The organism is Stenotrophomonas sp. RS-48, from assembly GCF_030053245.1.
In the GTDB taxonomy this organism is placed as follows: domain Bacteria; phylum Pseudomonadota; class Gammaproteobacteria; order Xanthomonadales; family Xanthomonadaceae; genus Stenotrophomonas; species Stenotrophomonas maltophilia_P.
Window position 1 is genome coordinate 1 of sequence record NZ_JASGBV010000043.1, and the last position, 18,780, is coordinate 18,780.

Genomic DNA, 18,780 nt, shown 5'->3' on the forward strand with positions numbered 1-18,780 from the left:
GATCGCGGGGCCATGCCACGAGCGGGGTTTGCTGGTGACCGCGTGGCAGCAGGATCCGCTGGTGATCGTTGCCGCCGCCGACGCGGCGGCGCGCTGGTCGCTGGAGGATCTGCGCGCGGCGCGCTGGCTGCTGCGCGAACCCGGGTCCGGCACCCGCGAGGCCGTGGAGCAGGCGCTTCTGCCGCATCTGCGCGGCTTCGCGCAGACCCTGCAGCTGGGCAATACCGAGGCGATCAAGCAAGCCGCGATTGCCGGCCTCGGCGTGGCCTGCCTGTCACGTCACGCATTGGAGGAGCCGCTGGCACTGGGTCGCCTGCGTGTGCTGGATACCCCGCTACCCGCGCTGCAGCGCACGCTGTGGCTGGTGCGCCACCCCGGCAAGCAATGGTTGCCGGGTCTGCAGGCGTTGCTGGGGGAGGTGGGCTGATCGATCTCCGGGAGCAGCCCGGCCGGCGCCCCCAACCCGTACAATATCCGGATGCCTCTGATTACTCTGCAGAACGTCGACTTCAGCGTCGGCGGCCCGTTGTTGCTGGAAAAAGCCGAACTGTCGATCGAGCCGGGTGAACGCATCGCCCTGATCGGCCGCAACGGCGCCGGCAAATCCACCCTGCTCAAGCTCCTGTCCGGCGACCACAAGCCCGATGATGGCGAAGTACGCGTCCAGCAGGGCGTCCGTGTGACCCGCCTGGAACAGGAAGTGCCGCACGGCGCGGCCGGCTCGGTGTTCGACGTGGTGGCCGATGGCCTGGGTGAGCTGGGCCAGTGGCTGGCCGAGTTCCACCACCTCAGCCATGCCGACGAGTTCGACGGCGATGCACTCGGCCGGGTGCAGGCCAAGATCGACGCGGCCAATGGCTGGGGTCTGGACCAGCGCGTGGCCGAGACACTGACCAAGCTCGACCTGGATGGCGATGCGGAGTTCGCGCGCCTGTCCGGTGGCATGAAGCGCCGCGTCCTGTTGGGCCGCGCGCTGGTCTCCAGCCCGGACCTGCTGCTGCTGGACGAGCCGACCAACCACCTGGACATCGAAGCCATCGACTGGCTGGAAGCATTCCTGAAGGGCTGGAGCGGCAGCGTGGTGTTCGTCACCCATGACCGCCGCTTCCTGCGTGCGCTGGCCACCCGCATCGTAGAGATCGATCGCGGCCAGGTCACCAGCTGGCCCGGCGACTGGGCCAACTACGAACGCCGCCGCGAAGAGCGCCTCAACGCGCAGGCGCAGGAGAACGCGCGCTTCGACAAGCTGCTGGCACAGGAAGAAGTGTGGATCCGGCAGGGCATCAAGGCGCGCCGCACCCGCGATGAAGGTCGCGTGCGCCGGCTGAAAGCGATGCGCACCGAACGGTCGCAGCGACGCGAGCTGAGCGGCAATGTCCGGATGGAAGCGGCACAGGGCGTGAGCTCCGGCAAGAAGGTCATCGACGTCAAGGACATTTCGTTCGCGTTCGGCGACCGCACCATGGTCTGCGACTTCACCACCACCATCCTGCGCGGCGACCGGATCGGCCTGATCGGCCCCAACGGCAGCGGCAAGACCACCCTGTTGAAGCTGCTGCTGGGTGAACTGCAGCCGCAGAAGGGCGAGGTCAACGCCGGCACCAACCTGCAGGTGGCCTATTTCGACCAGTATCGTGCCGTGTTGCGCGAGGACTGGAGCGCCATCGAGAACGTGGCCGAAGGCCGTGATTTCCTCGAGTTCAACGGCAAGCGGAAGCACGTGCATGCCTATCTGCAGGACTTCATGTTCACGCCCGAGCGCGCGCGCGCGCCGATCACCCGGCTGTCCGGTGGGGAGCGCAACCGCCTGCTGCTGGCCAAGCTGTTCGCGCAGCCGTCCAACCTGCTGGTGATGGACGAACCCACCAACGACCTGGACGTGGAAACGCTTGAGCTGCTGGAAGAGCTGCTTGGCGAGTACACCGGCACGCTGCTGCTGGTCAGCCACGATCGTGATTTCATCGACAACGTGGTGACGTCCACGCTGGTGATGGAGGGCGACGGCGTGATCGGCGAGTACGTTGGAGGCTATACCGACTGGCAGCGCTACGCGGCCAGTACCGCAGCGGCAGCAGCGCCCGCCGCAGCCAGGCCGGCGGCAGCGGCTGCGCCTGTGGCTGCCGCGGAACCTGCCGCGGTCAAGCGCAAGCTCAGCTACAAGGAAGCGCGCGAACTGGAGCAGCTGCCGAAGACGATCGAGAAGCTGGAAGGTGACGTCGAAGGCCTCACCTCAGCGATGAATGATCCCTCGTTCTACACCCGCAGCAGCGCCGAGGTGACGGCACACACGCAGCAGCTGGCCAAGGTGCAGGCCGAACTGGACGCCGCGTACGCGCGCTGGGAAGAGCTGGAAGGCTGATCGTTGACCGACGCTGGCGGTGTGCAAGGGTAGCGCGGGGCCATGCCCCGCGGGCGCACAGCGCGGGCTTCTGGCGTTCCGCCGGGCATGGCCCGGCGCCAGGGATGCAAGGGCGCCACGGCGCCCTGATCCTATTTGACCCCGTGCAGATCCCGCAGCTGGCTTGGCCGGCTGCCGAAGTACGCCGCCAGGTCGGCGATGTCCTGATCGCTCAGGTCCGTCGCCTGCGGCGTCATCAACGCGTGTTGGCGGTCGCCGGAACGGTAGGCCTGCAGCGCATGCGCGAGGTAATCACCGTACTGCCCACCCAGTTTCGGGTAGGTCGGATCGATCGGGGCGTTGCCGTCGGCACCATGGCAATCGATGCAGCTCTGGTTGGTGGCCTTGCCCTTCACCTTGGCCCGGGCTTCACCGGCAGCCTCACGGCCGGTGGGCAGGCCTGCCGACGATGAAGAGCCGTGCTCGCCGCTGGCATGGCCCGGATCGGCGGCGGATTTCTCGCTGTTCTCCACCTGTGACTGCGAGCAGGCCGCCAGCAGCAGGGCGACGGACAGGGCGATGGCATGACGCAGTGGATGCGCGGCTTTCGACATGGGCGGGCCTTACTTGACGGTGGACAGGTAAACAGAGAGATCGGCGATCTCCTGTTCGCTGAAACTCATCGACTGGGCCTGCATCGTCGGATGCCGGCGCTTGCCCTGGCGGTACTCGGTCAGGGCCTGGGTCAGGTACTGCTGGGTCTGGCCACCGATCTTCGGTACCCGGTAACTAGGGTAGGCGTTCTTGTAACCGGTGATGCCATGGCACCCCTGGCAGGTGTAGGCCAGCACCCGGCCATTGTCGTAATTGCCGGCAGGTGCGGCGGCGGCAGCAGCGGCGGGTGCCGGGGCTGGGGCGGGTGCTGCGGTCGTGGTAGCTGGAGCGGGCTGTGCGGCGGCCCCGAGGGGCAGGAGGACGGCCAGAGCGAGACAAGCGGCGAGCGGCTGCGGGCGCATGATGTCGTTTCCGGGGATTCGGGTCTGGTCGTTCCGGCGTGGGGTACGGAACGACCCGAGTATAGCCTCAGGTTTCATCTAGCTGAAATGGGGGTGGGCCGACCAGCGGCGTGAAGACACCATGACCTTTGGGATATGGTGTTGCCGTGAAGTGGTGCATTACTTTGCTACCACACCTGCCCACGCATCCACCAGGGACCTGACGATGTCGCACCCAATCTTCCTGCATGGCCGCCGCAGCGGACTCTGCGCCGCCGCCCTGCTGATCTCCACCACGCTGATGCTGGGCGGTTGCGCCGCGGGCCCCAACAGCGAGGCCAAGGCCGCCGAAACCAAGGATGAGAAAAAAGTCGAGTCCGTGCCGGTCGAGGTCGCGGTGGCCAGCCGCCGCGCGGTGGCGGCCAGCTACACCGGCACCGCCGCGCTGGAGCCGCGCGCCGAGTCGCAGGTGGTTGCCAAGACCTCTGGCGTGGCGCTGGCGGTGCTGGTCGAGGAAGGCCAGCGGGTCAGCGCGGGGCAGCCGCTGGTACGGCTCGATCCGGACCGCGCACGCCTGGCGGTTGCCCAGAGCGAGGCACAGATGCGCAAGCTCGAGAACAACTACCAGCGCGCACAGAAGCTGGTCGGCCAGCAGATGGTCAGTGCTGCCGATGTCGACCAGCTGCGCTTCGATCTGGAAAACGTGCGCGCGCAGTATCGCCTGGCCACGCTGGAGCTGTCGTACACCACGGTGGTCGCACCGATCTCCGGCGTGATCGCCTCGCGCTCGATCAAGACCGGCAACTTCGTGCAGATCAACACGCCGATCTTCCGCATCGTCGACAACTCGCGCCTGGAAGCCACCCTCAACGTTCCCGAACGCGAGCTGGCAACGCTGCGTGCCGGCCAGCCGGTGACCCTGTCGGCGGATGCACTGCCGGGCCAGAGCTTCACCGGCATCGTTGATCGCATCGCACCGGTGGTGGATTCGGGCAGCGGCACGTTCCGTGTTGTCAGTGCCTTCGACGGCACTGCCCAGTCCCTGCAACCGGGCATGTTCGGCCGGATCCGCATCGATTACGACCAGCGTGCCGACGCCCTGGTCGTGCCGCGCCTGGCGCTGCTCGACGATGGTGAGCCGGCGGTGTTCCGGGTGCGCGACGGCAAGGTCGCGCGCGTTCCGGTCAAGCTGGGTTACGCCGAGGGGCCATGGGTGGAGATCCGTGATGGCCTGGCGGCCGGAGACCAGGTGGTCACCGCGGGCAAGGTCGCGCTGCGCGACGGAACCGCCGTGCAGGTGATCGCTGATCCAAAGGCGAAGACGGCGACGGCCTCGGCCAAGCCGGCAGACAAGGCCGGGAGCCGGCAATGAGCCATCCTGACCACGACCACGGTGCTTCGCCCCACGGCGAAAGCGCCGCCGCCGGCATGCGCGGCGGCCTGGTGGAGTTCGCTACCCGCCGCCGCGTCACCATTGCCATGTGCACGGTCACCCTGCTGCTGTTCGGCCTGATTGCGCTGGGCAGCCTCAAGGTCAACCTGCTGCCGGACCTGAGCTACCCGACGCTGACGGTACGCACCGAATACACCGGTGCGGCACCGACCGAGATCGAAACCCTGATCACCCAGCCGGTGGAAGAAGCCGTGGGCGTGGTCAAGAACCTGCGCAAGCTGAAGTCGGTCTCGCGCACCGGCCAGAGCGATGTGGTGCTGGAGTTCGCCTGGGGCACCAACATGGACCAGGCCAGCCTGGAGGTGCGCGACAAGATGGAAGCGCTGAATCTGCCGCTGGAGGCGAAGGCCCCGGTGCTGCTGCGCTTCAATCCGTCCACCGAGCCGATCATGCGCCTGGTGCTGTCCAGCAAGGCGGCGCCGTCCAGCGATGCCGACGCCATCCGCGAGCTGACCATCCTGCGCCGCTACGCCGACGAGGATCTGAAGAAGAAGCTGGAACCGGTCACCGGCGTGGCGGCGGTCAAGGTCGGCGGCGGCCTGGAGGACGAGATCCAGGTCGACATCGACCAGCAGAAGCTCGCGCAGCTGAATCTGCCGATCGATACCGTCATCAAGCGCCTGAAGGACGAGAACATCAACATCTCCGGCGGTCGGCTGGAAGAGGGCTCGCAGCGCTTCCTGGTGCGTACCGTCAACCAGTTCGCCGACCTGGAGGAGATCCGCAACCTGCTGGTCACCACCCGGGCGTCCAATGGCAGCGCGGCGGACTCCGCGCTGCAGCAGATGTTCAACATTGCCGCCTCCACCGGTTCCGCTGCGGCCATCGCCGCAGCCTCGGCCGCACAGAGCGCATCGTCCGGCGGTGGCTCCAGCGTGGTCGCCAATGGCGTTCCTGTCCGGTTGAAGGACGTGGCCACCGTGCGCCAGGGCTACAAGGAGCGTGAAGCGATCATCCGCCTGGGCGGCAAGGAATCGGTCGAGCTGGCGATCTACAAGGAAGGCGACGCCAACACCGTCGCCACCGCAGAAGCGCTGCGCAAGCGTCTGGAGCAGATCAAGGGCACGTTCCCCGGCGATGCCGAACTGACCACCATCGAGGACCAGTCGCGCTTCATCGAGCATGCGATCAGCGACGTCAAGAAGGATGCGGTGATCGGCGGCCTGCTGGCGATCCTGATCATCTTCCTGTTCCTCCGCGATGGCTGGAGCACGTTCGTCATCAGCCTGTCGCTGCCGGTGTCGATCATCGCCACGTTCTTCTTCATGGGCCAGCTGGGTCTCAGCCTGAACGTCATGTCGCTGGGCGGCTTGGCGCTGGCGACGGGCCTGGTGGTGGACGATTCGATCGTGGTGCTGGAGAGCATCGCCAAGGCGCGCGAGCGCGGACTGGGCATCCTGCAGGCCGCGATCGAAGGCACCCGCGAAGTGAGCATGGCGGTGGTCGCCTCCACCCTGACCACCATCGCGGTGTTCCTGCCACTGGTGTTCGTCGACGGTATCGCCGGCCAGCTGTTCCGCGACCAGGCGCTGACCGTGGCGATCGCCATCGCCATTTCGCTGCTGGTATCGATGACACTGATTCCGATGCTCAGTTCGCTGAAGGGGCGGCCGCCGCTGGCGTTCCCCGAAGAGCCCGCCAGCGAGGCGTGGCAGCCGCAGCGTCGCTGGCAGAAGCCCGTTGCAGCCGGCCGTCGTGGCTTCGTCGCTGCGGTGCGCTGGACCTTCTATGCGCTGGCCTGGCTGGTGGTGCGTGCCTGCCGCGGCGTTGCCGCCGTGATCGGTCCGGTCATGCGCAAGGCCAGCGATATCGCGATGAAGCCGTATGCGGGGGCCGAACGTGGCTACCTGCGGCTGTTGCCGAGCGCGCTGGCGCACCCCGGCAAGGTGCTGGGCCTGGCCGCGCTGGCGTTTGCAGCCACCATGGCGCTGGTGCCGATGCTGGGCGCCGACCTCATCCCGCAGCTGGCGCAGGACCGCTTCGAGATGACCGTCAAGCTGCCGGCCGGCACGCCGCTGAAGCAGACCGATGCACTGGTCCGCGAACTGCAGCTGGCGCACGGGAAGGGCGAGGGCGTGGCCTCGCTGTACGGCGTCAGTGGCAGCGGTACCCGGCTGGACGCAAGCCCGACCGAGAGCGGTGAGAACATCGGCAAGCTGACCGTGGTGATGGAAGGCGGTGGGGATGCGCGCACCGAAGCGGCCATCACCGAGCGCCTGCGTGGCACCATGGCCGGGCACCCCGGCGCGCAGGTCGACTTCGCGCGGCCGGCACTGTTCAGTTTCTCCACGCCGCTGGAAATCGAACTGCGTGGTCAGGACATGGCCACGCTGGAGCAGGCCGGCCAGCGGCTGGCTGCCCTGCTGCGCGGCAATGCGCACTACGCCGACGTGAAGTCGACGGTGGAGGAGGGCTTCCCGGAGATCCAGATCCGCTTCGACCAGGAGCGCGCCGGTGCGCTGGGCCTGACCACCCGCCAGATCGCCGACGTCGTGGTGAAGAAGGTGCGCGGCGACGTGGCCACCCGCTACAGCTTCCGCGACCGCAAGATCGACGTGCTGGTACGGGCACAGGAAGGCGACCGGGCCAGCGTGGAGAGCATCCGCCGCTTGATCGTCAACCCGGGCAGTACCCGTCCGGTCACCCTGGACGCCGTGGCCGACGTGGTGGCCACCACCGGTCCGAGCGAGATCCACCGTGCCGATCAGACCCGCGTCGCGGTGGTCTCGGCCAACCTGCGTGACATCGATCTGGGCGCGGCCATGCGCGAAGTGCAGCAGATGGTCGCCGAACAGCCGCTTGGTGCGGGCGTCGGCCTGCATATCGGCGGCCAGGGTGAGGAACTGGCGCAGGCGGCAACGTCGCTGATCTTCGCCTTCGGACTGGCGATCTTCCTGGTCTATCTGGTGATGGCGTCGCAGTTCGAATCGCTGCTGCATCCGTTCGTGATCCTGTTCACCATCCCGCTGGCGCTGGTCGGCGCGATCCTGGCGCTGATGCTGACCGGCAAGCCGATCTCGGTGGTGGTGTTCATCGGCCTGATCCTGCTGGTGGGACTGGTCACCAAGAACGCGATCATCCTGATCGACAAGGTCAACCAGCTGCGCGAGGCCGGCGTGGCCAAACACGAGGCGCTGGTGGAAGGCGCGCGCTCGCGCCTGCGTCCGATCATCATGACCACCCTGTGCACGCTGTTCGGCTTCCTGCCACTGGCGGTGGCGATGGGCGAGGGCGCTGAAGTACGTGCGCCGATGGCGATCACCGTCATCGGCGGCCTGCTGGTCTCCACCCTGCTGACCCTGCTGGTGATCCCGGTGGTCTACGACCTGATGGATCGCCGCGGCGACGCTTACTACCGCGAACGCGGCCGCAAGCACGCCGGCGACGGACTGCGAATCGCAGAAGGTGGCCGCGTCGGCGGCGAGGAGCCGGCATGAGTGTCGCCGAGTTCTCCATCCGCCGTCCGGTCACCACCATCATGTGCTTCGTATCGCTGGTGGTGATCGGCCTGATCGCTTCATTCCGGCTGCCACTGGAGGCTCTGCCGGACATCTCCGCGCCGTTCCTGTTCGTGCAGATTCCGTACACGGGCTCGACACCGGAAGAAGTGGAGCGGACCATCATCCGGCCGGTGGAAGAGTCATTGGCAACGATGACCGGGATCAAGCGCATGCGCTCCTCGGCCACGTCCGAAGCGGCGCTGATCTTCATCGAGTTCAGCGACTGGGACCGTGACATCGCCATCGCCGCTTCGGACGCGCGCGAACGTATCGATGCGATCCGCAGCGACCTGCCTGACGACCTGCAGCGCTACAACGTGTTCAAGTGGTCCAGCAGCGACCAGCCGGTGCTGAAGGTGCGCCTGGCCAGCACCACCGACCTGACGACCGCCTATGACATGCTCGACCGCGAGTTCAAGCGGCGCATCGAGCGCATTCCGGGCGTTGCGCGCGTGGACATCACCGGTGCACCGCCGAATGAAGTCGAGATCGCGATCGATCCCAACCGGCTCAACGCGCACGGGCTGAGCATCAACGAGCTGAGCGAACGGTTGCGCACGCTGAACTTTTCGATCTCGGCCGGGCAGATCGATGACAACGGCCAGCGTGTGCGCGTGCAACCGGTCGGCGAGATCACCGACCTGCAGGAACTGCGCGATCTGGTGATCAACGCCAAGGGCCTGCGGCTGGGTGACATCGCCGATGTGCGGCTGAAGCCGGCGCGGATGAATTATGGCCGCCGCCTGGATGGCAACCCGGCAGTGGGCCTGGACATCTTCAAGGAGCGCAGCGCCAATCTGGTCGACGTCTCGCGCGCGGCGCTGGCCGAAGTCGAAGCGATCCGCGCACAGGCCTCGATGCGCGATGTGCAGATCAAGGTCATCGACAACCAGGGCAAGGCGGTGACCTCCTCGCTGCTGGAGCTGGCCGAAGCCGGTGCGGTGGGCCTGATCCTGTCGGTGACGGTGCTGTTCTTCTTCCTGCGCCACTGGCCGTCCACGCTGATGGTGACGCTGGCCATCCCGATCTGCTTCACCATCACCCTGGGCTTAATGTACTTCGTCGGGGTGACGCTGAACATCCTGACCATGATGGGCCTGCTGCTGGCGGTGGGCATGCTGGTGGACAACGCCGTGGTGGTGGTGGAGAGCATCTACCAGGAGCGCGAGCGCATGCCGGGACAGCCACGGCTGGCCTCGATCATCGGCACCCGCAACGTCGCCATCGCGCTCAGCGCCGGCACCCTGTGCCATTGCATCGTGTTCGTGCCGAACCTGTTCGGCGAGACCAACAACATCAGCATCTTCATGGCACAGATCGCGATCACCATTTCGGTATCGCTGCTGGCGTCCTGGCTGGTGGCGGTCAGCCTGATTCCGATGCTGTCTGCGCGCATGGCCACGCCCAAGCTCGTGCACTCGCAGACCGGCCTGATCGCGCGCCTGCAGCGGCGCTACGCGCAGGTGCTGGACTGGTCGCTGCACCATCGTGGCTGGAGCCTGCTGGGCATCGTGCTGGTGGTGGCCGTCAGCCTGGTGCCGATGAAACTGACCAAGGTGGACATGTTCGGTGGTGAAGGTGGCAAGGACATCTTCATCGGCTACATGTGGAAGGGTGCCTACACCTACCGGCAGATGTCCGAGGAAGTGGCTCGGGTGGAGAACTGGATCGACGGGAACCGTGAGCGCCTGCACGTCAAGCAGGTGTACTCCTGGTACAGCGAGCAGGAAGGCAGCTCGACGGTTGTCACCCTGGACGAGAAGTACGCCAAGGACATCAAGTCACTGCAGGAGGAGCTGCGCAAGGGCCTGCCGAAGTCCGCGCGTACCGACTACTTCGTCGGCAACCAGGGCGGTGATGGTGGTGGCGGCAACCAGGGCGTGCAGGTGCAGTTGATCGGCGATTCCAGCAGCATGTTGCAGGAAATCGGCCAGGAAGTGCTGCCCCTGCTGGCCCAGCGTGCGGAGCTGCGCGACGTGCGCATCGACAATGGCGAGAAGGGCGGTGAACTCAAGGTGCGCGTCGATCGCGAGCGTGCCGCCGCCTTCGGCTTCAACGCCGAGCAGGTGGCCAGCTTTGTCGGCCTGGCATTGCGCGGTGCACCGATGCGTGAGTTCCGGCGAGGCGACAACGAGGTGCCGGTCTGGGTGCGCTTCGCCGGGGCCGAGCAGAGCAGTCCGGAGGACCTGGCCGGCTTCAGCGTGCGTACCGGCGACGGCCGCAGCGTGCCGCTGCTGAGTCTGGTCAGCGTCGATGTCGGTTCGTCCGCCACCCAGATCGGCCGAACCAACCGGCAGACCACGCTGACGATCAAGGCCAACCTGGCCGAGAAGATCACCGCACCGGACGGACGCAAGGCGATCGAGGCCGTACTCAAGCCGATGAGCTTCCCGGCCGGCTATGGCTACACCTTCGATGGCGGCGACTATGGCAACGATGACGAGGCGATGCAGCAGATGGTGTTCAACCTGCTCATCGCGCTGGTGATGATCTACGTGGTGATGGCGGCGGTGTTCGAATCGCTGCTGTTCCCGGCGGCGATCATGAGCGGCGTGCTGTTCTCGATCTTCGGCGTGTTCTGGCTGTTCTGGATCACCGGCACCTCGTTCGGAATCATGTCCTTCATCGGCATCCTGGTGCTGATGGGCGTGGTGGTGAACAACGGCATCGTGATGATCGAGCACATCAACAACCTCCGGCGCAGCGGCATGGGGCGTACCCAGGCGCTGGTGGAGGGTTCACGCGAGCGCCTGCGCCCGATCATGATGACCATGGGAACGGCGATCCTGGCGATGGTGCCGATTTCGCTGACCAACACGCAGATGTTCGGCGACGGCCCGGAGTACGCGCCGATGGCCCGTGCCATCGCCGGTGGACTGGCGTTCTCGACCGTGGTCAGCCTGCTGTTCCTGCCGACGATCTACGCGGTGCTGGACGACCTGCGCAATGCCGTGACGCGGCTGATCCGCCGCGCGCGCGGCCTTGAAAAGGTGGCGGCAACGGCCGCCTAGCGTCGAGCTTGTCCGACTACGGGGAACGACAACGTGTTGTGGTGTGGGGAGGCCGGTCGTAGTGGGGCGGCCTCCCCCTTTTTTCGCCGGGCATGCCCCGGCGCTACCATCACCGCCTCGCGGTATCGCCGGGTGTCGCAATTCGCCGCCACGCGGTAGCGCCGGGCCATGCCCGGCGGGGCGTTGCAATCAACCTGCGACCTTGCCCCACACCTGGAAGCCGGTCAGCCACAGGCCGAGCATGCTGCCGAGATTGGTCAGCATGAACGTCAGCACCACGCGGGTGACCCGATTGCGGTACCAGCCCTTCAACGACTGTGCATCGTCGCGCAGCTGCAGGAAATCCTGGTACGCCGGCTTGCGCAGGCGTGCCTCGACCAGCGCCGAGAACGCGCCGGTGGGAATGCTGAGCCGGAACGGCTTGAACGGGGCGACCACGATCGCCGTGAGAATGCTCAGCGGGTGACTGCCGGCCAGCAGACAGCCGAGGCCGGCCAGGCCGCCGGTGTACATCGCCCAGGTGGCCAGCAGTTCGGTACCCACGCCCAGGCCCCCGCGATAGAAGCCGACCGCGATGCCGGTGATTACGATGGCGAGAATGCCCAGCGTGAACCACGGGATGTTGCGCTTCTTCGGCACGGCTTCGAGTTCGGCGCGCAACGGTGCCGGTGCATCGGTATCCGTTTCGAGGTACCGCGCCAGGCCCGCCAGATGGCCGGCGCCGACCACCGCGAGCACTTCGCGCTGCCGCGGGTCGTGTTCTTCGCGCAGGCGCGTGGCCATGTAGCGGTCGCGCTCACCGATGATGGTTTCGTACAGCGCGGGATTCTCGGTCGCGAACTCGCCGAAGCTCGACTCCAGCATGTCGCCCTGCTTGAGCTTCTCGATTTCGTTTTCGCCCACCTCTTCCGATGAGAACAGGCCGGCGCCCAGGCCCGCAACCAGCTTCAGCTTGCCGAAGAAGCCCAGCCGCTGCGAGGCGCGGCGGAAGGTCAGGCCCACCTCGCGGTCGATCAGGTGGACGGGCAGGCCGCGCTCACGCCCCAGTTCGACGGCGCGCTTCAGTTCCGCACCCGGCTCGATGCCGAGCTGTTCGGCCAGACGACGCTGGTAGGCGGAAAGCGCCAGGTTGGCGGCGAACAGGGCAACTCGACCCTTGCGGATCACCTCGACCAGGTCCAGCTTGGCCAACGTGTCCGGATCGCTCAGGGCCTGCAGGCGCTGGGGGTCCAGTTCGACCGCGACGGCATCGAAGCGGCCGCTGTTGATTGCTTTCTCCACCGCCTCGACGCTGGCGTGGGAAACGTGGGCGGTGCCCAGCAGGGTGTAGCGCACGCCGTCGCGTTCAACGACGCGCACCGGCTGGCCGGCGAACAGATCGTCGTCGGTCTCGGGAAGGATTTCGGTCATGGAGTCATTCATTGGAAGGTGCGGTGTCGGCGCCGTCGCCGAGCGCGCGTTGCATCTGCACGGTGTCCAGCCAGCGGCCGTGCTTGCGGCCGAGGCCGCGGAACACGCCGACCAGCTCGAAGCCGAAACGCTCGTGCAGCCTGATCGAAGCGGTATTGGTCGGTTCGCCGATCACCGCCACCATCTGCCGGAAGCCACGTGCGACGCATGCGTCGATCAGCGCCTGCAACAGGCCGGTGCCGACGCCCTGGCCCTGGAACCGTGCATCGACATAGACCGAGTTCTCCACGGTCCACTGGTAGGCAATGCGCGTGCGGTAGGTGTTGGCGTAGGCGTAGCCGGCGACCTGGCCGTCGATCTCGGCGACCAGATAGGGAAAACCGCGGTCGATGATGTCGCGCATGCGGCGCAGCATCTCGGCCTGGTCCGGGATGTCGTACTCGTACGTGTTGACGAAGTCGGTCACTTCGACCGCGTAGATCGCGGTGATCGCGGCGATGTCGGCAGGGCCGGCATCACGGATGAGGACGGCCATGCGCGGCTCCGGTTCAGTCGATGTAGCGCTTGAGCAGATCGCCGTAGGCATCGATGCGGCGATCGCGCAGGAACGGCCAGATGCGGCGCACGTGCTCGCTGCGCTGCAGGTCGACGTCGCATACCAGCACAGCGGCATCGGTGCCGGCTTCGGCCAGGAACTCGCCCTGCGGGCCGAGCACGTGGCTGTTGCCCCAGAACTGGATGCCCGACGCGCCCAGCGGCGAGGCCTCATGGCCGACGCGGTTGCAGCTCAGCACCGGCAGGCCGTTGGCGACGGCATGGCCACGGTGGCTCAGTACCCAGGCATCGCGCTGGCGGGTCTTCTCGTCCTGCACGTCGTCCGGGTCCCAGCCGATCGCAGTCGGGTACAGCAGCAGTTCGGCGCCGGCAAGCGCCATCAGGCGCGCCGCCTCCGGATACCACTGGTCCCAGCACACCAGCACGCCCAGGCGGCCCACCGAGGTGTCGATCGGGGTGAAGCCGATGTCGCCCGGGGTGAAGTAGAACTTCTCGTAGAAACCCGGATCGTCCGGGATGTGCATCTTGCGGTACTTGCCGAGCAGGGTGCCGTCCTTCTCGAACACCACCGCGGTGTTGTGGTACAGGCCGGCGGCGCGGCGCTCGAACAGCGAACCGACCAGCACCACGCCATGCTTCTTCGCCAGCGCACCCAGGCGCTCGGTGCTCGGGCCCGGGATCGGTTCGGCCAGATCGAACTCGTCAACCGACTCGTGCTGGCAGAAGTAGGGGCCGTTGTGCAGTTCCTGCAGCAGCACCAGCTTGGCGCCCTGCGCTGCCGCTTCGGCCACGCGTGCCTCGATCACCGCCAGATTGGCGGCGGCATCGCCGTGGTTGCGCTCCTGGATCAGGGCGACGGTAAGCGGGCTGCGCGAGTTCATGCGGGTGTTCCTGCGGGGGAAAACCCGCATGTTAGCGCGTATGCGATGCCGCAGCGTGTCGGCCGCTGAACAGGTGCACGCAGCCGGTATCGCCGGGCCATGCCCGGCGTACGAACCGAATGCCGCTGTGCTCGCCGGGCGTGGCCCGGCGCTACCGCATCGTGCTACGCCTTCAGCAGGCCTTCCGGCAGCTGCATGGTGATGCAGTGCAGGCTGCCGTTCTGCCAGATCAGCGAGCGGCAGGGCACCTGGACGATCTCGCGGCCCGGATGGGCCTTGGCCAGCACGTCGCGGGCCAGATCGTCGGCCGGATCACCGTACGCCGGCATCAGCACCGCGCCGTTGACGATCAGGTAGTTGGCGTACGAGGCCGCCAGGCGGCGGCCTTCGTCGATCACCGGCTGTGCCCACGGCAGCGGGAACAGGCGGTATGGCTGACCGTCACGGGTGCGCAGCGCAGCCAGTTCCCTGCCCATCGCCTGCAGCTCGGCGTAGTGCGAGTCGTTCTCGTCGTCGCAGGCCTGGTAGACGATGCTGTCCGCCGAGGCGAAGCGGGCGAGGGTATCGATGTGGGCATCGGTATCGTCGCCTTCCAGGTAGCCGTGGTCGAGCCACAGCACGCGCTCCTGCTGCAGCCAGTCGGCGAGGTCGGTGCTCAGGCTGGCGCGGTCACGATCCGGGTGGCGTTCGTGCAGGCACTTCCAGGTGGTCAGCAGGGTGCCTTCACCGTCGGTTTCGATGGCGCCGCCTTCCAGCGCGAACGGGATGCTGCGCACCGGCGCGTCGTTGAAAACGCCGGCCTGGTCGAGCGCGCCCACCAGCTGATCGTCGAGGGTGGCATCGAACTTGCCGCCCCAGCCGGTGAAGCGGAAGTCCAGCAGCTGGAAACCGCCGTCGGCACGTCGCAGGGTGATCGGGCCCGAGTCGCGCAGCCAGGTGTCGTCGTAGGCCGCCGTGGTGAAGTGCACCCTGTCCATGTCGATGCGGTTGGAGCGCAGCCGCATTTCGGCATAGGTCTCCACATCGTCATCGGCCACGCAGATCAGCACCGGCTGGAAGCGGGTGATCGCTGCAACCAGTGCGATATAGGTTTCCTCCACCTGTCCCAGGCGGTCGGCCCAGTCGGTATCGGCGGTGGGCCAGGCAATCAGGACGCCGCTCTGGGCTTCCCACTCGGCAGGAAAACGAAGGGTCTGGTTCATGGTCTCGCTACACAGGCCCGCCCGGGGCGGGTAAAGGGGTCAACGGATCGGCGGTTTCGGGCCGATTTCGTTCGGGTCCGCCTGGTTGGCCACCACGTCGATCACCTTCTGCTTCTCGAAGTAGACAGTGAACTGTGGGTACACCCAGCGGTTGATGGTCGGCCATTGCCGCTTCTGCCCGCCGCGCGGCTGCAGCTGCTCGCTGGGCGCACCGAACTGGCTCTGCACCTGCTGCATGGACTGGCCACGAAGGGGCAGGGCGCCGGCCGGCTTCTCGCGGGCGCGGTCGACAAGCAGAGTGTCGGCCAGGGCCGGCGTGGCGGCAGCCAGAGTGGCCAGCACGGCCAGGGTGGACAGGTAACGCTTCATCTCGATCTACTCCCCAGTGGTCAAGAAAGGCGATTACAGCAAAATCGGCAGGAAAAAGCCGCATAAACAAAAAACCGCCCGAAGGCGGCTTTTTGCATCGGGTCGGTCCCGCGCGGGACCAGCCGCAGCCACGAAGGCTGTTGGGCTCAGCGCTGACGCGCCTTGAAACGCGGGTTCGACTTGCAGATCACGAAGATCTTGCCACGGCGACGGACGACCTTGCAGTCACGGTGACGGGCCTTCGCCGACTTCAGGGAGGACAGGACTTTCATGGCATACCTCGGCGTAAACAGTAGTTGTTCGGGTGGAGCGTGGCCGCGATATGCGAAAGACAATCGGCAGTTGACGCTCGTTCAAGCCCGCCATTCTACCGGGCTTTTCCTCATGGTTTCAAGTGGTTGCACAAAAGATCCGTCGCGGGGTGTCTGGCAGGGGCTAGAATGCCCCCTTCACACGTACTGGGACCCCCATGAATCCACTCGCTCCCGTCCTGACCATCGACGGCCCATCAGGGGCCGGCAAGGGTACCATCAGCCGCATCGTGGCGCGCCGGATGGGCTGGCATTACCTGGATTCAGGCGCCCTGTACCGGGCGGTGGGCGTGGCCGCCAGCTGGGCCGACATCGATACCTCTGACGCCTCGGCACTGGTGCGGTGCACGTTCGATACCCATGTTCAGTTTGTTGAACAGGGTGATGCGATGCGGGTCCTGGTCAATGGCAGCGATGCCACCGACGAACTGCGGCTGGAGACCACCGGCGCGCTGGCGTCGGCCATCGCGGCCATTCCCGAAGTCCGGGCGGCCCTGAAGGAGCGGCAGCGCGCATTCAGGGAGTTGCCGGGCCTGGTCGCGGACGGTCGCGACATGGGTACGGTGATCTTCCCGGATGCCCCCTACAAGGTGTTCCTGACCGCCAGTGCCGAAGAGCGCGCCGAGCGCCGGCATAAGCAGTTGAAAGACAAGGGGGTTTCTGTTAACTTTGATGACCTCCTGCGCGAGATCATGGCCCGCGACGCCCGTGATGCTCAGCGTACCGTGGCGCCCCTGAAGCCGGCAGACGATGCCGTCCTCATCGACACCACAGGCATCGGCATCGCAGATGTCGTTGCCCGAGTGATGGATCTGCTTCCGGTTCCGGCTGCCTGATCCGTTCGCGCGGGAGCACTGCCAGCCGCATCGGTGGTGGTCGCGCAATAGCAGTGCTGTACAAGCTCCGTCGCGCAATGATGCGTGGCGGTTTTCCTACTTCACACACGACCTGCTTTTCCGGGGTCGACCAACAGGCGGGCGGTCGCCCATCCCCGAAGGGACGCCACCGACCCATGTGTCCAACAGAGTAAATCTAATGACCGAATCATTTGCCGAACTGTTTGAAGCCAGCCAGGCCAATCTGGCCAAGCTGAAGCCGGGCGCCATCGTCAGCGGTACCGTTGTTGAAGTCCGCGGCGACGTCGTGGTGATCAACGCTGGCCTGAAGTCCGAAGGCATCGTGCCGATCGAACAGTTCCGTAACGACGCTGGCGAGATCGATGTCGCCGAAGGCGATATCGTCAAGGTCGCCCTCGACTCCATCGAGAACGGCTTCGGCGAAACCGTCCTGTCGCGCGAGAAGGCCAAGCGCGCGATGGTGTGGGACGAGCTGGAAGAAGCGTTGGAAAAGAACGAAACCATCACCGGCCGCATCAGTGGCAAGGTCAAGGGTGGTTTCACCGTGGACATCAAGGATGTCCGCGCCTTCCTGCCGGGTTCCCTGGTCGATGTGCGCCCGGTGCGCGATCCGGCCTACCTGGAAGGCAAGGAGCTGGAATTCAAGCTCATCAAGCTGGACCGCAAGCGTAACAACGTCGTGGTCTCGCGCCGGGCTGTCGTCGAAAGCGAGCACTCGGAAGAGCGCGAGCAGCTGATGGACAAGCTGCAGGAAGGCGCGATCCTGAAGGGTGTCGTCAAGAACCTGACCGACTACGGCGCGTTCGTGGACCTGGGCGGTATCGACGGCCTGCTGCACATCACCGACATGGCATGGAAGCGCGTGCGCCATCCGTCCGAAGTCGTGAACGTCGGCGACGAGCTGGACGTGCGCGTGCTGAAGTTCGACCGCGAGCGCAACCGCGTTTCGCTGGGCCTGAAGCAGCTGGGCGAAGATCCGTGGGACAACATCGCCCGTCGTTACCCGGCCAACAGCCGCGTCTTCGGCAAGGTCTCCAACGTCACCGATTACGGCGCGTTCGTCGAGATCGAGCCGGGCGTCGAAGGCCTGGTGCACGTCTCCGAGATGGATTGGACCAACAAGAACGTCAACCCGTCCAAGGTCGTGCAGGTCGGTGACGAAGTCGAAGTGATGGTGCTGGACGTCGATGAAGAGCGTCGCCGCATCTCGCTGGGCATGAAGCAGGTTGCCGCCAATCCGTGGGAAACCTTCGCTGCCACCCACAAGAAGGGTGACAAGGTGTCCGGCCAGATCAAGTCGATCACCGACTTCGGCATCTTCATCGGCCTGGACGGCGGCATCGATGGCCTGGTCCACCTGTCCGACATCAGCTGGAACACCACCGGCGAAGACGTCGTTCGCAACTTCAAGAAGGGCGATACCCTGGACGCCGTCGTCCTGGCCGTCGACCCGGAGCGCGAGCGCATCTCCCTGGGCGTGAAGCAGCTGGAGCAGGATCCGTTCGGCCAGTACATGGCGGCCAATCCGAAGGGCTCCAAGGTCGAAGGCGTGGTGAAGGAAGTCGACGCCAAGGGCGCCGTGATCGAACTGGCCGACGGCATCGAAGGCTACGTTTCGGCTCGCGACATCGCCAACGAGCGCGTTGACGACGCCACCCAGCACCTGAAGGTCGGCGACAAGGTCGAAGCCAAGTTCGTGGGCATGGACCGCAAGGGCCGTACCCTGCAGCTGTCGATCAAGGCCAAGGACGACGCGGAAATGCGCGAAGTGCTGGAGGAATACCAGTCCGCTTCGGGTGGCACCACCCAGCTCGGCGCGCTGCTGCGTGCCCAGCTGAACGGTAGCAAGTCCGAGTAATCGGGCCCGTTGTTCGTTGTTTCCTGGACGGCCCGGGCAC

Annotated in this window: 15 protein-coding genes; 7 read left to right on the forward strand and 8 right to left on the reverse strand. The window is 66.1% G+C overall.

Annotated elements, in window-relative coordinates; translation table 11 throughout:
* Together QMZ25_RS08765 and QMZ25_RS08770 are read left to right on the forward strand one after the other, a co-directional pair.
* A partial coding sequence (locus QMZ25_RS08765; RefSeq protein ID WP_283219473.1) for a LysR substrate-binding domain-containing protein occupies positions 1-427 on the forward strand: 427 nt, incomplete at its 5' end.
* Positions 428-478: 51 nt separating this feature from the next.
* Positions 479-2,359, forward strand: a complete 1,881-nt coding sequence (locus QMZ25_RS08770; protein ID WP_283219474.1) for an ATP-binding cassette domain-containing protein — start codon at positions 479-481, stop codon at positions 2,357-2,359.
* A 131-nt stretch (positions 2,360-2,490) separates the two neighbouring features.
* On the opposite strand, the gene QMZ25_RS08775 is transcribed toward QMZ25_RS08770, so the two are convergent.
* On the reverse strand, positions 2,491-2,952 hold the full coding sequence (locus tag QMZ25_RS08775; protein ID WP_053517751.1) for a cytochrome c: 462 nt from the start codon (positions 2,950-2,952) through the stop codon (positions 2,491-2,493).
* A gap of 9 nt (positions 2,953-2,961) precedes the next feature.
* Positions 2,962-3,354 carry a c-type cytochrome gene (locus QMZ25_RS08780; protein WP_053517750.1) on the reverse strand — a complete coding sequence of 131 codons (393 nt, stop codon included), beginning with the start codon at positions 3,352-3,354 and terminating at the stop codon, positions 2,962-2,964.
* 205 nt (positions 3,355-3,559) lie between these two features.
* Between QMZ25_RS08780 and QMZ25_RS08785 the strand changes: the two genes are divergently transcribed.
* From QMZ25_RS08785 to QMZ25_RS08795, 3 genes are read left to right on the forward strand one after another with little or no spacing between them, the layout of a single operon-like run.
* Positions 3,560-4,705, forward strand: a complete 1,146-nt coding sequence (locus QMZ25_RS08785) for an efflux RND transporter periplasmic adaptor subunit (RefSeq protein ID WP_283219475.1) — start codon at positions 3,560-3,562, stop codon at positions 4,703-4,705.
* A gap of 56 nt (positions 4,706-4,761) precedes the next feature.
* Complete coding sequence (locus tag QMZ25_RS08790) at positions 4,762-8,223, forward strand: efflux RND transporter permease subunit (RefSeq protein WP_283219482.1); 3,462 nt, start codon at positions 4,762-4,764, stop codon at positions 8,221-8,223.
* Positions 8,220-11,297, forward strand: a complete 3,078-nt coding sequence (locus tag QMZ25_RS08795) for an efflux RND transporter permease subunit (RefSeq protein WP_283219476.1) — start codon at positions 8,220-8,222, stop codon at positions 11,295-11,297. Before QMZ25_RS08790 ends, QMZ25_RS08795 begins: the two co-directional genes overlap by 4 nt.
* 189 nt (positions 11,298-11,486) lie before the next feature.
* On the opposite strand, the gene QMZ25_RS08800 is transcribed toward QMZ25_RS08795, so the two are convergent.
* The 6 genes from QMZ25_RS08800 to ykgO form a co-directional block, all read right to left on the reverse strand.
* Entirely contained in the window at positions 11,487-12,707 is a 1,221-nt protein-coding gene (locus tag QMZ25_RS08800) for a TraB/GumN family protein (RefSeq protein ID WP_262218414.1), read from the reverse strand.
* A gap of 4 nt (positions 12,708-12,711) precedes the next feature.
* Entirely contained in the window at positions 12,712-13,242 is a 531-nt protein-coding gene (locus tag QMZ25_RS08805; RefSeq protein ID WP_065175046.1) for a GNAT family N-acetyltransferase, read from the reverse strand.
* Between the two features lie 13 nt (positions 13,243-13,255).
* Positions 13,256-14,143: a carbon-nitrogen hydrolase gene (locus QMZ25_RS08810; RefSeq protein ID WP_053517744.1), complete on the reverse strand. Its 888-nt coding sequence runs from the start codon at positions 14,141-14,143 to the stop codon at positions 13,256-13,258.
* Positions 14,144-14,307: 164 nt separating this feature from the next.
* The gene (locus QMZ25_RS08815) at positions 14,308-15,345 is read right to left on the reverse strand and encodes an agmatine deiminase family protein (protein WP_180877199.1); all 1,038 of its coding nucleotides are present in this window, start codon (positions 15,343-15,345) and stop codon (positions 14,308-14,310) included.
* 39 nt (positions 15,346-15,384) lie between these two features.
* Complete coding sequence (locus QMZ25_RS08820; RefSeq protein ID WP_053517741.1) at positions 15,385-15,714, reverse strand: hypothetical protein; 330 nt, start codon at positions 15,712-15,714, stop codon at positions 15,385-15,387.
* A gap of 146 nt (positions 15,715-15,860) precedes the next feature.
* Entirely contained in the window at positions 15,861-15,986 is a 126-nt protein-coding gene (gene ykgO / locus QMZ25_RS08825) for a type B 50S ribosomal protein L36 (protein ID WP_005409283.1), read from the reverse strand.
* A gap of 197 nt (positions 15,987-16,183) precedes the next feature.
* Between ykgO and cmk the strand changes: the two genes are divergently transcribed.
* Both cmk and rpsA read left to right on the forward strand, forming a co-directional pair.
* The gene (cmk, locus tag QMZ25_RS08830) at positions 16,184-16,861 is read left to right on the forward strand and encodes a (d)CMP kinase (RefSeq protein WP_053517740.1); all 678 of its coding nucleotides are present in this window, start codon (positions 16,184-16,186) and stop codon (positions 16,859-16,861) included.
* A gap of 199 nt (positions 16,862-17,060) precedes the next feature.
* On the forward strand, positions 17,061-18,740 hold the full coding sequence (gene rpsA / locus QMZ25_RS08835) for a 30S ribosomal protein S1 (protein WP_053517739.1): 1,680 nt from the start codon (positions 17,061-17,063) through the stop codon (positions 18,738-18,740).
* Positions 18,741-18,780: the final 40 nt, after the last annotated feature.